Origin of the sequence: Proteiniphilum propionicum, assembly GCF_022267555.1 — a bacterium.
Classification (GTDB): Bacteria; Bacteroidota; Bacteroidia; order Bacteroidales; family Dysgonomonadaceae; genus Proteiniphilum; species Proteiniphilum propionicum.
In genome coordinates this window covers 3261243-3276527 of sequence record NZ_CP073586.1, presented here as the reverse complement: position 1 = coordinate 3276527, position 15285 = coordinate 3261243, and the positions used below count along the sequence as shown (strand labels likewise).

Annotated in this window: 13 protein-coding genes; 11 read left to right on the top strand and 2 right to left on the bottom strand. The window is 43.4% G+C overall.

Annotated features, from left to right (window positions below; all coding sequences use genetic code 11):
- Positions 1-10 precede the first annotated feature (10 nt).
- The 8 genes from pstS (at position 11) to nfo (ending at position 8254) form a co-directional block, all read left to right on the top strand.
- Positions 11-1240: a phosphate ABC transporter substrate-binding protein PstS gene (gene pstS / locus KDN43_RS13560; RefSeq protein WP_238866950.1), complete on the top strand. Its 1230-nt coding sequence runs from the start codon at positions 11-13 to the stop codon at positions 1238-1240.
- A 16-nt stretch (positions 1241-1256) separates the two neighbouring features.
- Positions 1257-2114, top strand: coding sequence for a phosphate ABC transporter permease subunit PstC (gene pstC, locus KDN43_RS13555; protein ID WP_238866947.1), 858 nt, complete (start codon positions 1257-1259; stop codon positions 2112-2114).
- Complete coding sequence (gene pstA, locus KDN43_RS13550) at positions 2111-2986, top strand: phosphate ABC transporter permease PstA (RefSeq protein ID WP_238866945.1); 876 nt, start codon at positions 2111-2113, stop codon at positions 2984-2986. The genes pstC and pstA overlap by 4 nt, the downstream gene beginning before the upstream one ends.
- Positions 2974-3759: a phosphate ABC transporter ATP-binding protein PstB gene (pstB, locus tag KDN43_RS13545; protein WP_238866943.1), complete on the top strand. Its 786-nt coding sequence runs from the start codon at positions 2974-2976 to the stop codon at positions 3757-3759. Before pstA ends, pstB begins: the two co-directional genes overlap by 13 nt.
- Positions 3760-3862: 103 nt before the next feature.
- Positions 3863-4609 carry a phosphate signaling complex PhoU family protein gene (locus tag KDN43_RS13540; RefSeq protein ID WP_238866941.1) on the top strand — a complete coding sequence of 249 codons (747 nt, stop codon included), beginning with the start codon at positions 3863-3865 and terminating at the stop codon, positions 4607-4609.
- 54 nt (positions 4610-4663) lie between these two features.
- The gene (locus KDN43_RS13535; protein ID WP_238869484.1) at positions 4664-5359 is read left to right on the top strand and encodes a response regulator transcription factor; all 696 of its coding nucleotides are present in this window, start codon (positions 4664-4666) and stop codon (positions 5357-5359) included.
- 26 nt (positions 5360-5385) lie between these two features.
- The gene (locus KDN43_RS13530) at positions 5386-7167 is read left to right on the top strand and encodes a sensor histidine kinase (protein WP_238866939.1); all 1782 of its coding nucleotides are present in this window, start codon (positions 5386-5388) and stop codon (positions 7165-7167) included.
- Positions 7168-7390: 223 nt separating this feature from the next.
- Entirely contained in the window at positions 7391-8254 is an 864-nt protein-coding gene (nfo, locus tag KDN43_RS13525) for a deoxyribonuclease IV (RefSeq protein ID WP_238866937.1), read from the top strand.
- A gap of 289 nt (positions 8255-8543) precedes the next feature.
- Here nfo and KDN43_RS13520 read toward each other — a convergent pair whose 3' ends face one another.
- Together KDN43_RS13520 and KDN43_RS13515 are read right to left on the bottom strand one after the other, a co-directional pair.
- Positions 8544-10880 (bottom strand): glycoside hydrolase family 20 protein, encoded by a 2337-nt coding sequence (locus KDN43_RS13520; RefSeq protein ID WP_238866936.1) that lies wholly within the window; start codon positions 10878-10880, stop codon positions 8544-8546.
- 24 nt (positions 10881-10904) lie between these two features.
- Positions 10905-11663 carry a copper homeostasis protein CutC gene (locus KDN43_RS13515; protein ID WP_238869483.1) on the bottom strand — a complete coding sequence of 253 codons (759 nt, stop codon included), beginning with the start codon at positions 11661-11663 and terminating at the stop codon, positions 10905-10907.
- Positions 11664-12162: 499 nt separating this feature from the next.
- Here KDN43_RS13515 and KDN43_RS13510 point away from each other — a divergent pair, with 499 nt between their 5' ends.
- From KDN43_RS13510 to KDN43_RS16605, 3 genes are all read left to right on the top strand, one after another.
- A complete protein-coding gene (locus KDN43_RS13510; protein WP_238866934.1) occupies positions 12163-14394 on the top strand; it encodes a glycoside hydrolase family 20 protein in 2232 nt (743 codons plus the stop codon).
- Positions 14395-14626: 232 nt separating this feature from the next.
- Positions 14627-15112, top strand: coding sequence for a hypothetical protein (locus KDN43_RS13505; protein WP_238866933.1), 486 nt, complete (start codon positions 14627-14629; stop codon positions 15110-15112).
- Positions 15113-15214: a restriction endonuclease gene (locus KDN43_RS16605; protein ID WP_294072998.1), complete on the top strand. Its 102-nt coding sequence runs from the start codon at positions 15113-15115 to the stop codon at positions 15212-15214.
- The last annotated feature ends 71 nt before the right edge of the window (positions 15215-15285 follow it).

Genomic DNA, 15285 nt, shown 5'->3' with positions numbered 1-15285 from the left:
GTTCAATAAAATGCGAAGATTATTTCTGTTTTTATCACTGTCCGTTTTATTATTCTCATGTAATAACGCTTCCACTAATTCTGGCGGGACGAGTTCCGGTGGTACCATTTCGGGTGCAGGAGCAACCTTTCCCTATCCTTTCTATAACATTGTTTTTCGCGACTATATGAGATTGCACGAAGGAATAACCGTGAATTATGGTGCAATAGGCAGCGGAGGAGGAATTCGCAGCCTGCGGGACCGTTCGGTAGATTTTGGAGCGAGCGATGCCTTTCTTAACAACAAGGAGATAGCCTCTATGAATGGTGAGGTTATACACGTGGCAACCTGCATGGGGGGAGTGGTTATGGCATATACGCTTAAAGGCATTGACAGCCTCCGGTTGACAGGTTCCCTTATTGCTGATATCTATATGGGAAAGATAAAAAAATGGAACGACCCAAAGCTGGTGAGGGAAAATCCCGGTGTGCAGTTGCCCGATTTGGATATTACGCCTGTTTACCGGTCTGACGGCAGTGGCACAACTTATAATTTCTCAGAATATTTGTCGGTTGTGAGTCCCGGATGGAAGTCGGTTATGGGAAAAGGGAAAGCGCTTAAATGGGAAGCAGGTATCGCAGCCAAAGGTAATCCCGGGGTGGCCGGTATTGTTCTTAAAACGGAAGGAGCAATTGGATATATAGGGTCGGAATATGCTCTTACGCTAGAGTTGCCTGTTGCCAAGCTGAAAAATAGAGCCGGAAACTATGTGGATGCAACGCTCGAAACCATCTCGGCTGCGGCCAATGTGGAACTTCCCGTCGATATGCGTGCCACCGTCACCGATTCTGGCGATCCCAATGCATATCCTATCAGCCTTTTTACTTGGATTCTTATCTTCAGGGACCAGCAATATAATAACCGTACAAAAAGTGAAGCCCGGATGCTGGTCGATCTACTCAATTATATAATTAGCCCCGGGGGACAGAAGGTAGCCGCGCAGATCAATTATGCTCCGCTCCCTGAGCAGGCTGTGGAGAAAACAAGGAGGCTGATAGGTGAGATAAATTACGGGGGTGAAATTATTTCGCCTTACAAGCAATTAAATTCAAAGTCTGATAGTGTTGCGCAAAGCCCAGAAAACGGTCAAAGCGCCCAAAGCGCCCCACAAAGCGTTAAAGACTTACAAAATGGTCAAAGCTTACAAAATTCCAAAAACGTGCTAAACGTGACTTCAAAAATTATTCCTGCAGAACAATAAACCACTATTCATCATTATGAAGGATAAAATATTCGGTTTTTTTCTCTTCCTGGCATCATTGATTATCCTGTTGCTTACAGCAGGAATTATATATGCGTTGGTGGGTAGATCAATGGAAGCATTCGGAGAGTATGGCGTATGGGGGTTTATTGCCAATGGTGAGTGGGATCCCCGTTCTGCCACCGAAGAGTACGGAGCACTTTCGTTTATTATGGGCACACTTTATACGGCGTTTTTTGCCTTGTTTATCTGTATTCCTTTCTCACTGTCTGTGGCATTATTCAACGGGGAGTATTTCAAAGGGAAGAAAATATCTTCTGCCCTTAGTTCCATTGTAGATCTGCTGGCGGGTATTCCTTCCATCCTTTACGGATTGTGGGGCTTTTATACCGTACGCCCGGTAATTATTGAAATGGGTGTGAATGCGCAGGGATTTGGTATTTTTCTCTCGTCGATAGTACTGGCTATAATGATTATTCCCTACGCGTCATCATTGAGCAGCGAATTTTTATCGATGGTGCCAGACAACCTTAAAGAGGGAGCTTATAGCCTGGGTGCCACACAGATAGAAGTGATAAGGCATATCAGCCTTCCAACCGCTGCATCGGGCATTGTAGCTGCCTACATCCTTGCTCTGGGCCGGGCTCTAGGCGAAACGATGGCTGTTACCATGCTTATAGGGAACACCAACAGAATTCCGCTTGGTTTGCGTGATACGGGCAATACAATGGCCAGCGTAATAGCCAATCAGTTTGGAGAGGCCGATGGGTTAAAATTAAGTGCGTTGATTGCCATCGGACTGTTATTGTTTATCATTACAGCAGTCATTAATTTGATTGCCAAGATAGTAATGAAAAAATTGTCACAACTATGAATCAAAATCAGATAGTGTTGCCCCGGGCACGTAAAGGAAAAAACAAACTGGTTTTTTGGATGGTCTGTTTCTTTGCTTTTCTCACTATGGTGCCGCTTTTCCTGATTATATGGGATGTAGTTTCAAAAGGATATGAAAATTTTAATCTGCGTCTTTTTACAGAGGTAACGCCTTCATCGATGGACGCGCTTATGGCAAGAATGAATAATGATCCCATTCCGGGTGGTATATTGAATGGTATAACCGGTACGTTGCTTATCGTGGGACTTGCCATTCTTATTTCTGTTCCCATAGGGTTGTTTATTGGTATTTATCTGGCTGATAATCGTGACAGGCATTTTGCTAAAGTGATAAGCTATCTTACTGACCTGTTGCAGGGCATGCCATCCATTGTTATCGGTATTATTGCATATTCTTGGGTGGTAAAACCGCTGAGCAGCTACTCTGCACTGGCTGGTAGTGTGGCCCTTACAATCATGATGCTGCCAATGATAGTCCGTTCAACCGAAGAGACGCTAAAAATGCTTCCGGCGGCATATAAGGAAGCCGGGCTTGCCCTTGGATCATCATATACGAACGTAGTATTTAAGATATTGCTTCCCTCGGGCTTCGGTGGTATTTTCACCGGAATACTTCTCGCCATATCGCGTGTTACGGGAGAAACGGCGCCACTTATGCTCACGGCACTGGGTGCCTCCGTGGTTAACTGGGATGTGCTTGAACCTACCAGTGCAATACCGCTGCTGATATGGGATTTTTATAACGACCCGAACCTTATCGGCCTCATCTGGTCAACATCGCTGTTGTTGTTGATTGTAATATTTCTGTTAAACTGGATAGCCAAAATTGTAGCGAGTAAATGGAAAGTATAAAAATAACGAACGGAAAAGGTCCGATCCTTCAATTGAAAGAGGTATCGGTCTCCTACACACCGGGAAAGTATGCTGTGAACAAGGTTACTACCGATATTTACCCCAATACCATTACTGCCATTATGGGACCTTCGGGATGTGGGAAAAGTACGCTCTTGCGTGCCATTAACCGGATGCACGACCTCTATGCACATATCAAAACCACAGGAGAGATAATCCTTAAAGGAAAGAATGTGCTTGAGACAGACCCTATGGAGGTGCGCCGTATGGCCGGAATGGTTTTTCAGCAGCCCAACCCTTTCCCCACAATGAGTATATATGACAATGTTCTTGCCGGATACAGACTAAACGGTATCCGTTTAAACCGGGGAGATAAAGATGAGATTGTAGCAAAAAGCCTAATGAGCGTGGGGTTGTGGAACGAGGTGAAAGATGTAATGACAAAGAGGGGGTCGTTCCTTTCGGGAGGGCAGCAGCAGCGCTTATGTATTGCACGTACGCTTGCTCTTAACCCCGAGGTGTTGCTGATGGATGAGCCTACATCGGCTCTCGATCCTATCTCGACAAACAGGATTGAGGAGCTGTTGTTGCAATTAAAAAATGATTTTACCATTGTCATTGTTACACACAATATGTCGCAGGCTGCACGTATTTCAGACAACTCAATGTTTATGTACCTTGGTGAGATGGTGGAACATGGCAATACCACCCAGATGTTTACCAAGCCGAAAAATAGGCGCACCGAAGAGTATCTGACAGGCGTTTTTGGTTAATGGAAATGATAGGTATACAGAAAGAAAAAATGATTATTTTTGCGTAACATAAACCGGATTACCGTCCATCACCCGTTGGCGGTCCAATTAATATTGAGAAACTATGAACAGCGGAAACGAAAATAGCAATGACTCAAAAGTAACGGGAATCAAAGATCGCTATCTTGAACAACTGCATAGCGATTTTCAGTTGATCTCAGAAATTGTACTTACACAGTTGAAATTAGCTTCAGATCTGGTGAACGACAAATATAACGAAGAGATCCTCATAGAGTTGAAGCGAAATGAGAAGATAATCAACTCGCTTGATGTAACCATTAAAGAGAAGGTGATAAATGCTATCATGCTTTTTACCCCCAGGGCATCCGATCTGCGAAGGTTGATGTCATATCACGATATGACAATCTCAATGGAGCGCGTGGGCGACCTCATAGAGAATATTACCAACTCTCTGCAAGAGATGGATTTCTCTCTTCCCGGTTTCGACAAATACAAGAAACCCATCTATAAGATGTTTTTCCATACAGACAAGATGCTGAAAAGTGCTCTCTTTGCCTTTTCAGGCGTGAGCAACGAGATGGCTTACGATACAATACAGATGGACGACAAAGTAGACAGGATGGAACGTAAAATTGACAGGAAGCTGGCGGAAGACTTCCACAACGAAGTGCATAGTACACAGTCGCTGGTTAATATAATGAGCCTTAACAGCATCTCCTATTTTCTGGAGAGAATTGGAGATAAAGCAGTTGATATAGCCGAATCGGCAGTATATCTCATAGAGGGAAGGGATATCCGCCACGTGAATGTAAGCAAAAAACCTGCTGAAGAGGGAGAGAAAGTGAAGTAGTATATATATAAATGGTAAAAGAAAACAATTATAGCTGATCTGCTGTTTTAATTGATTATGGAAGAGAGAATTCTTGTAGTCGACGATGAAAAAGATATCTGCGATATTCTGAAATTTAATTTGGAGAATGAGGGATATAGGGTGGACGTGGCTTATTCCGGCGAAGAGGCACTGGATAAGATTAACGATGTTCACAATCTTATTATCCTGGATGTTATGATGGGAGGAGTGTCGGGATTTAAGATTGCAGATATGCTTAGGAAATCCGAAAATTTTGTGCCTATTATATTCCTTACAGCCAAAAATACCGAAAATGACATGCTTACAGGTTTCTCCCTGGGGTGCGATGATTATATTGCAAAGCCTTTTTCGGTAAAGGAGGTACTTGCCCGTGTAAAAGCTCTTCTCAAACGTACTTCACCTGTCAAAATGCCCGCAGTGGCCAAATGGACATACCGTGGACTCACCATTGATATCCGGGCTAACAGGGTAACAATTGATGATAATGAAGTGCAGCTTACCAAAAAAGAGTTTGAGATACTTTCGCTTATGTCTCAGGCATTACCCAATGTACTTACGCGTGCTGAAATTCTCGATAGTGTCTGGGGAGATAATGAATTTGTACTTGATCGTACTGTAGATGTACATATTACACGATTGAGGAAAAAACTGGGCACATACGGAAATATTATTGTAAACAGATCAGGATTCGGCTACTGCCTCAATCCGGATACTAAGAACGAAGTTTAAAAGGTGGAATAATAATTTTTTATCTTATGAGGCGAAAAGTATCTTTTAAAAAGAGGATCTTGTTCTACTTTTCAATTATTATCGCTGTATTTACTGTGGGGATAATTTTTTTCGGTCAACAACAGTATAAAGAAGAACGTACAAAATGTCTGGAACGTAATCTCGAAAATAATGCTGATATTGTTTACAGATATATGAATGAAAACAATATTACTGTTTCAGATGCCAGAAAGGTGAAGGAACTTATAAGGTATTTGCCAACCAGTCTGCGGTTCACGATTATTGACTGGCAGGGTGACGTGATGTATGACAACCTTATGGACGCAAGCTTGATGGAGAATCACCTGAACAGGCCTGAAGTAAAAAAATCCCTCGGATTTGGAGAAGGCACGCACATCCGTCTCTCTGGCAGCAATAATATCAAATATCTCTACTATTCAAAAAAATACAATGAGGGCTTTTTTATACGGATGGCCCTTCCCTATAATGTTGAAATGGGTACTTTTACAGATACAGGCAACTCTTTCACATTTATTGTACTACTGTTTTTTATAGTTTGCGTGCTGATGATGCTCTATTTTACGAGCCGATTTACAAAATCTATAAAGGAACTGAGAGAGTTCTCGCTGAAAGTAAAAAAAGGCCTGCCTATACCATCCTCTTTATTGTTTGCCGATGACGAGGTGGGGGAGTTGAGCGCCGATATTGTGGAGAGTTACAACCTCCTGCAACAGAATAAGCGCAAGCTTGTGGCTGAACGGGAAAAGCTGTTGAAGCATTTTCAATATTCCGATGAGGGGATTGCAATTTTCTCGAAGGATAAAAGAAAAATCTATGCCAACTCACGTTTCCTGCAATTTCTTAACCTGATCCTTGATAAGCCAACTCTGGAAACAGAGCAGCTGTTTTCAGACCCCAATTTTACAGATATTGTGGCCTTCATCGATAATAGATCGAGAGATGGCAATGTGTTATCAATACGGATTTTTAAAAGCGGCAAACAGTTTAATGCCCGGGTAATTATCTTCGATGATAACAGCTTTGAACTTTATATCAGCGATATCACCAAGTCCGAAAAAACCCGCCTGCTCAAGCAGGAGATGACGAACAATATTGCTCATGAGCTACGTACCCCTGTTACAAGCATTCGGGGATATCTTGAAACCATATTGAGCCTTTATGAAAAAGAGGGAGAGAAAGACGAAAAGATTCTCAATTTCCTGGATAGGGCATATGTACAAACTATCCGTCTTTCAGAACTGATGAGAGATATAAGTATGCTGACCAAAATAGAGGATGCTGCCGAATGTTTTGAACAGGAGCCGGTTCAAATGAACCTTTTGTTGAAAGAGCTGGCCTCCGATATGGCTGATAAGCTGAGCGAAAAGAGTGACAGGTTTATAGTTGATGTTGGGGATAATGTGGTAATTCACGGAAACCGTACTCTCTTGTACTCAATCTTCCGGAATCTGACTGAGAACTCTGTCGCATACGCCGGAGAAAATATTGAGATTGTGATCAGCTGTTACAGTGAAAGCAGCGATGTTTATTATTTTGAATTTTACGATACCGGAACCGGAGTGGAAGAGAAGCATCTGGTGCGTATTTTTGAACGGTTTTATCGTGTGAATGAAGGAAGGACACGTATAACAGGAGGATCAGGATTGGGGTTGTCTATTGTGAAGAATGCCGTACTATTTCATAAAGGGAGTATAGTGGCTAAAAACAGGGCTGAAGGAGGGCTTATGTTTCTTATAACATTCCCTAAGCAGGAGAGGGACAACATTCCCGATGCAAGTGGAAAATGACTTTCAAGGGCAGGAGGAACATACCTTTTACCTTACAACCGATTCATAAAAAAGGGAAAAGAATCAGAATAATATAACAACACTTCGGTAAATATTTTTTTAAACACCTGATATTCCTAAAGAAAGGCCTTTAAATTTCAGCAAAAAACTATTTTAATGATAATTGATTCATTAAAAGGTGTCTAGAAACTTTTTTACCGTACTATTAATATAATAAGATTGAATGAAAAAATTTATTGGTGCCCATGTTAGTGCTTCTGGAGGTGTGGAAAATGCACCACTCAACGCACAGGCAATAGGAGCTAAAGCATTTGCTTTTTTTACAAAAAATCAACGCCAGTGGTTTGCGGCAGAGTACACTGAGCAAAATATCGAACTGTTCAAATCGCGCTGTTATGAACTGGGATTCTCTCCTGATCATATTCTGCCGCACGCCAGCTATCTTATTAACTTGGGACATCCCGAAGAGGAGGGTGTGAAAAAATCCCGCTCTGCTTTTAATGATGAGATGAAACGTTGTGAACAGTTGGGATTGAACCGGTTCAACTTCCATCCCGGGAGCCATCTGAATCAGATACCTATTGATGAATGTCTTAACAGGATAGCCGAATCAATTAATATCTCACTTGAGAAGACCAATGGAGTAACCGCAGTGATTGAAAATACGGCTGGTCAGGGGACTAATCTGGGACACACTTTTGAGCAGATTGCGCATATTATTGACAGGGTGGAAGATAAAAGCAGGGTGGGTGTCTGCCTCGATACGGCGCACACATTGGCTGCCGGCTACGAAATAAGGACCAAGGAGAGTTTTGATGATACTTTTAAAAAATTTGATGAAATTGTCGGATTTAATTATTTAAAAGGCTTACATATCAACGATTCCAAGAAAGAGCTAGCTTCAAGGGTTGATCGTCACGACAGCCTCGGAAAGGGGGTGATGAACATGAATCTGTTCTCATTTATTGTAAATGACCCGCGATTTGACGACATGCCTTTAATTCTTGAAACTCCCGATGATACCATTTGGGCGGAAGAGATTAAGACGCTATATAGCTTGATAAAACAGGAAGACCCTCAAAAATAATAGAATCCTTGAGTCTCGTCCGATAAGTCTTTTTTCTTGAAAATTTCACAAGATGAACATTGATTATCAATAAGTTACAAACCGATAAAATTGGGTTTTGAGGTTTTCGGAGAGGGCTCAATCCTTTAAAAGCAGGAAAAAACCAGATAAAGCAGGAAGAACCAGATAAAGCAGGAAGAACCCCGATAAAATAGTATAATCATCAAAAAAAAGCGCTACTTCCCGAAGGAGGTGGCGCTTTACTTTATTACTAATCTGTACCAATATCATCTGATCAGGTACATCTGTTTTAATTCAGTTTTATCTCATCCACGAAAATAAAGGCTCTGTTCCCTTTTCCCGGATGCCAGTCCGGCATAACCGAAGGTCTCACCGTTACCTTAAAGTAGCGTGCCGTCACCGGCTCAAATGAAAGGTTGTGGGTAGAGATATCTGACCAGTGTCCGTCTTTCTCATCTGCAATCTTAAGAGCCGACACCTCTGCAAAGATTTTGTTATCATCTGAAGATTCAATGATGATCTCAGAAGCATCAAAAATCCAGTCGCCTGTTACTACAGCGTTGCATACCTCAAGCGATGAGACTTCTGTAGGCTCCAGCATGTCAATTACAGCAATCAGATCCTCTCCCTGGAAACCTATCCACCTTCCGGTACGATAGTTAGTGCTGTTACCGTTAAGCCCGTCGACAAGCATCCCGGCGCCCGAGTACTCGTAACTTCCTGCAGGGGTAGTAAGCAACTGGGCCGGTTTAAAGCTCGACTTGCTGAGGGTGATGTTTTCTTTGAATACCTTGCTGTCTTTTACTCCTTCACGAATGGCTACTGCTCTAAGTTCCGCATTTTCCCTGATGGAGAATTTATCTTCGTACTTCGTGGAAGAGACGGTAGGGTCGCTGCCATCAAGCGTGTAGAATACCGGAGCATTGTCAATGGTGGAGAACTCAACGTCAAGGGCGTTATTGTCGAAGTTGGGAGTGAGCGATGCCTGTACATCGTAAACATGAGTAGCATAGTTATAACCAAGCTTTTCGTATAGCGACAACAGCTGAGGCAGCCTTGTAAGGAACTGTTCATAGTTCTTTTGTCCGGGCTGCATCCACTGTACTTCACACATTGCAGCCAGTCGCGGCAGAGTCATATACTCAACATGCGATGGTTCTCTGATATATTCCGTCCACAAGTTGGCCTGTGGTCCTAATATATGCATTTTCTGATCATCTGTCAACGTGTTGGGCGCAGGCTCAAAGCTATAAACCTGTTCAAGAGGCAGGAAACCGCCGATAGCAAGAGGCTCATCACTAGTGTCCTGTGTCTGATAATAGTCGAAATAACAGTAAGTGGTGGGGGTCATGATCACATCGTGACCCATCTGTGCTGCCTGTATTCCTCCTCCCATTCCGCGCCACGACATAACGGTGGCGTTGGGAGCAAGCTCACCCTCAAGTATCTCATCCCAGCCGATAATGCTGCGGCCGTGATCGTTAAGGAATTTCTCCACGCGAGCAGTAACATAACTCTGTAGGTAGTGTTCGGCAGTATGTCCGTCACGGTCTTTCAAACCCAGCTCTCTGATACGTGTCTGACAGTCGGGGCATTTTTCCCAGCGTACTTTTGGTGCTTCGTCACCACCTATATGAATATACTTTGATGGGAAGATCTCCATTACCTCTGCCAGCACCGCCTCAAGGAAGGCGAAAGTCTCTTCTTTTCCGGGGCATAGCACATCGTCGAAGACACCCCATTCACGTGATACCTCATACGGGCCACCAGTACAACCTAACTCGGGATAGGCTGCCAGCGCGGCTAGCATATGACCAGGCAGGTCCACCTCGGGGATTATTGTAATATAACGTTCTTCGGCGTATTTCACTATCTCTTTCAGCTCATCCTTGGTATAGAAGCCCCCGTGAGGGGTGCCGTCATATTTACCGGTGTTTTTGCCTATCACTGTCTCTTTCCGCATGGAACCGATCTCGGTAAGCTTCGGGTATGATTCTATTTCAATTCTCCATCCCTGGTCTTCTGTCAGGTGCCAGTGAAAGCGGTTGATGTTGTGCAATGCCAGGAGATCGATATACTTTTTCACAAACTCCGCTGGCTGGAAATGGCGTGCCACATCCAGCATCATTCCGCGATATGCAAATCGTGGAGCATCGTTGATGGTTACCGGCGAATACGATACGGTTCTCTGTTTTTCAACAGGCGTGGATTTTCGCAATGTCTGTATACCGTAAAATACAGCTGCTTCGGAAGCACCATTTATTCGTATGGCCTGGTTGTCTATAGTAATCTCATAGGCTTCGGAATTTTCATGGTTCAGCCCCGTAGAAAGGACTATGGCGTTCTGATCGGCAGGAGCTGATGTAACAGCAGGTTTAATCCCGGTGGATATCTCCAGGTAATCTGCCAGAAACTCTGCGTTTCTCTGCATTTTTTCATTTCCTTCGGGGTATACAATCTTTGTCGATCCTGAAAGAGTGAACGGTGTGCCTTCAGTAATAGCAATTTCTCCGGGCAGAGGAACCACGTTGTAATTCACTTCAGCCTGGCTGCTGCTACCGGTATTACACGATGTCATACAGCAGATGGATGCAATAAGCATACTTAATTTAATTATTCTCTTCATTTTTCTTTTTTAATTTGTTTGACTTTATCTTAGTACTTTTTTCAGTTCCAGCAATGTATTTTTAACAATCCCGGCGCCAGTGATCTCTTGCGCGTATTCGTTTATTACGATGGTTTTACCACCCATTTTAACATCGGGGTTCCTGTAAACCATTTTGCTTTCTATCTGCTCACGCGCGGAGAGATGAAATTCTTTAGCTCCGGTCTCTTTTGCAATCTTTGCAATATTTTGCGCATTAACGCCGCTCCCTGGCATGATGACAATGCGGCCGGCGGCTTTTTCCACTAGTTGTTTCAGTAGAGGAATGCCTTGTTCAGCTTTGGGTTGCTGGCCGGAAGTGAGGACTCTATCACAGCCTAAAGATACTATTTTTTCGAGACTTTCAAAAGGATCCCGGCACATGTCGAATGCCCTGTGAAAGGTGATGCTCATCCCGCTTGCGGCATCAATAAGCTCCTTATTACGTTTCATATCTACTTCACCTTCAGCTGTCAGACAGCCTATTACCACACCGTCGGCGCCCAGCTTACGGGCTATCTCAATATCCTTGAGCATGATCCTCTGCTCAAGGGCGGAGTATAGAAAATCACCTCCCCGGGGACGGATGATTACGTTTAGTTTGATATCGAGCAGTTCGCGTGCCAGGGCTATATCACCGTAAGAGGGCGTTGTCCCCCCCTCGGGAATGGCTGCACATAGCTCTACACGGTAAGCGCCACCTTTTTGTGCTTCAACGCAACTGGCTACCGAGTTGGCGCATATCTCTAGTTTATAATCTGACATGTTTGTATTGAATTTCACGTAGTTCTAATTTTGTTAAACTAAATTTATTGCGAAACCAACAGCCCGGTAAAAGTATTGAAACGCCATGTAATCCATTAATTAACAGCAAAACAAACCCACCCAAAACCCAGTAGCACTTTCGCTGATTGTCAGGAGTTTAAAAAATAATTACCGAAGCATTGGCAAAATGATATTGCAAATGTAATAATATTAACAACAAAATTAAACCTTTTCAAAAAAATCAGTTGTTCCTTGTCGACCGTTACAATATTGTACAGCCTTAGAAAATATTAGATAATAGGATGATATAAAGCATAATGAGTGGCCCTATAGTGAACAGATTTACAATTATATAAATTAAAAATTTATATTATATAACATTTTGAGTAATTATGCCTGATAATTATTTTCACTACCTTTACATCATAAAACATATATATGACTTAAATTTAGCTTTAAATGGAGAAATTTAAGCATGCGAAACTAAAATCAAATTTTAATGAAAAAGTATTTTGTTCTTTCACTACTTCTAGTTTTATTCTCGTGTAAACAAAAAGAGGGTACTCAGGTAGAATTAAACCTCATTCCCAAGCCCAATAATACTGAATTTGGTAAGGGAAATCTTAATATCTCAAGTGGGTTTAATGCTGTGACAAAAAATATTGATACCGAATCAGCAGAGATACTATTAACTTTCTTAAAAAACAGTGTAACAATATCTCCTTCAGGTAAGAAACTGCAATTGGTGATGGAGAACCCAAGCGAATTACCTGCTCCGCATGAGTCTTACATGTTGACAGTAAATAGTGATGGTGTGTTGATTTCGGCTTCGAGCGAAGCTGGACTGTTTTACGGAATCCAATCGCTCCTGCAGATGGTTGAAAACAGGACCAGCATCCCTTTCGTGAAAATCGAAGATGCTCCGCGTTTCAGCTACAGAGGGGCTATGATCGATTGTTCGCGTCACTTTGTATCGCTCGATTTTCTCAAGAAACAAATCGACCTGATGGCATACTATAAGTTAAACCGTTTTCACTGGCATTTGACCGATGGGCCTGGATGGCGTATAGAAATCAAAAAATATCCCGAACTTACAGGTATTGCAGCCTGGCGAACGCACGCCACATGGAAAGAGTGGTGGGACTCGGAACGAATATATCTGCCTGAAGGCACACCAGGTGCTTATGGCGGTTATTATACACAAGACGAAGCACGGGAGCTTGTACGCTATGCTGCTGAACGACATATCACCGTGATCCCCGAGATAGAGATGCCGGGTCATTCCGAAGAGGTGCTGGCTGTTTATCCGCATCTTTCGTGTACTGGAAAACCATATACAAGCAGCGAGTTTTGCATAGGGAACGATCAAACGTTTGAGTTCCTGGAAAACGTGTTGACTGAAGTTATCGATATCTTTCCGTCGGAATTTATTCATGTGGGTGGCGATGAAGCCAGTCGCGAACATTGGAAAAAATGCCCTGAATGCCAGGCGCGGATAAAAGCCGAAGGCCTGAAAGATGAAGCCGGATTGCAAAGCTATCTTATAAAGCGCATAGAGAAGTTTTTGAATTCAAAAGGGCGAAAACTGCTGGGTTGGGACGAGATTCTCGATGGAGGATTGGCACCAGATGCTACCGTGATGTCGTGGCGTGGCGAGCAAGGCGGGATTACTGCTGCGCAAAGTGGGCACGATGCTGTGATGACGCCAGGCGAATTTTGTTATTTCGATGCTTATCAGGCAAATCCCGGAACTCAACCCGAGGCCATAGGCGGTTTCTTGCCCATAGAAAAAGTATATTCCTACGATCCTGTCCCGGCTGCTCTTTCGGCCGAAGAGGCGAAACATATATTAGGTGTACAAGCCAACTTATGGGCTGAATATATTCCTACGGAACAACATGTTGAATATATGCTTTACCCACGCTTGCTTGCTTTGGCAGAAGTGGCATGGACACAGCCCGGGAACAAATCGTGGACAGATTTCCGTACACGTGTAAACAGTGCTATACCCGTGTTGCAGCAAAAGGGTTATAACCCGTTTACATTATCCAACGAAGTGGATTTTTCACACGATACCGATTCCGTGGAAAATGCCATTACCGTAACACTTTCCACAGAAAAAGCGCCGGCGGATATACGTTATACCACCGACGGATCACTGCCCGATGCTCAGTCGCCTGTTTATAGCGGCCCTGTTCAGGTGCCTGATTCTGTCATTGTTACTGCACAGTTGTTCGACGGTGAAAAGCCATCAGGCCCCGCTGTAACACGCCGGTTCGACTACCATAAGGCTATCGGGAAACCGGTCTTTTACAATATCCCTGTTAATCCTTACTATGCTGCCGGGGGCGAAAAAGCCCTGGTAAACGGTTTGACCGGTGGATTATCTCATGGCGACGGTCGTTGGCAGGGATTTATGACCAATGGAATGGATGTAACCATAGACCTGGGAAGTACGCAGTCCGTTTATTCTGTCAATGCACGGTTTATGCAGAGTATTGGCCCGTGGATATGGTTTCCCAAAGAGGTGGTAATTGCAGTGTCTGACGATAACAAAATGTTTACTGAATTATCGCGTATCAAAAACAGCGTATCTGAAAAGGAGGCCGGAACGCTGTTCCAGAATTTCGGATGGCAGGGAGCTGCAAGAGGTCGATACATCCGTTACAAAGCCATAGCGAACGGAATAAAAGGCGGCTGGGTTTTTCTCGATGAGATAGTTGTTTGGTAAGTTCAAGGGGGAACAACGTTTTGTTCTTCCATTTGTCGTGTGTAGATAAGATCCGTTGTATGCCAAGAACAAATGATTACTGAAACACCTGCGGCTGATTGAGTATGATTGCAACCGAGGTAAGTCTATCTCCCCAATCCGTTACGACTGATATGTGCACCGTCTCTGTGTGTAGTGACAATATGCGTTGCCACTTAGGCGAACTTCTTTTTTTGACAGTCTGTGCCGGTAATTGAGCTCCAAAAACCATGGCGAACAAGAGCAGGAAAATTTTACATTTGAGGTGGTCGATGGTGATGAATGTTACGAGTTCACTTGGGTGGGGAAGAAGCAATCCATCATTGAGGGGAACCATCCTATTCGCAAAACAGTTCGACCCGGTAAGGAGGAGATCAAGGACTGGAACACTACCGAGAACCTTTATATAGAAGGCGACAATCTCGATGTGTTAAAGCTCCTGCAAAACCCCTACCTGAACAAGGTGAAGATGATCTATATCGATCCCCCTTACAATACCGGGAACGATTTTGTCTACCGTGACAATTTTAAAGTCACGAAAGAGGATTACGAGGAGGATTTGGGTCTGTTCGATGAAGAGGAAAACGATAGCTTCGGCACGGAAATCTTCATCGAGCCAACCCTGAAAGGAAAGCTTGGTGTAAATGCAATTCCGGCAAATAAACACTTGTACGATTACGTGATCTTCGACTCTCCCTAGGTGGAAAAACCATTTGCCGAACAATTGGATATAAGCAGCGAGGTGAGTGTATATGTGAAGCTACCCAAGGGATTTTACATCAACACGCCGGTGGAAAAATGAAGTAAATCTGTTAAGTCATGGAAAAAGAGAATTTCAAATTTTGTCAGTGAAATGTAGCGAACCTTCTCACG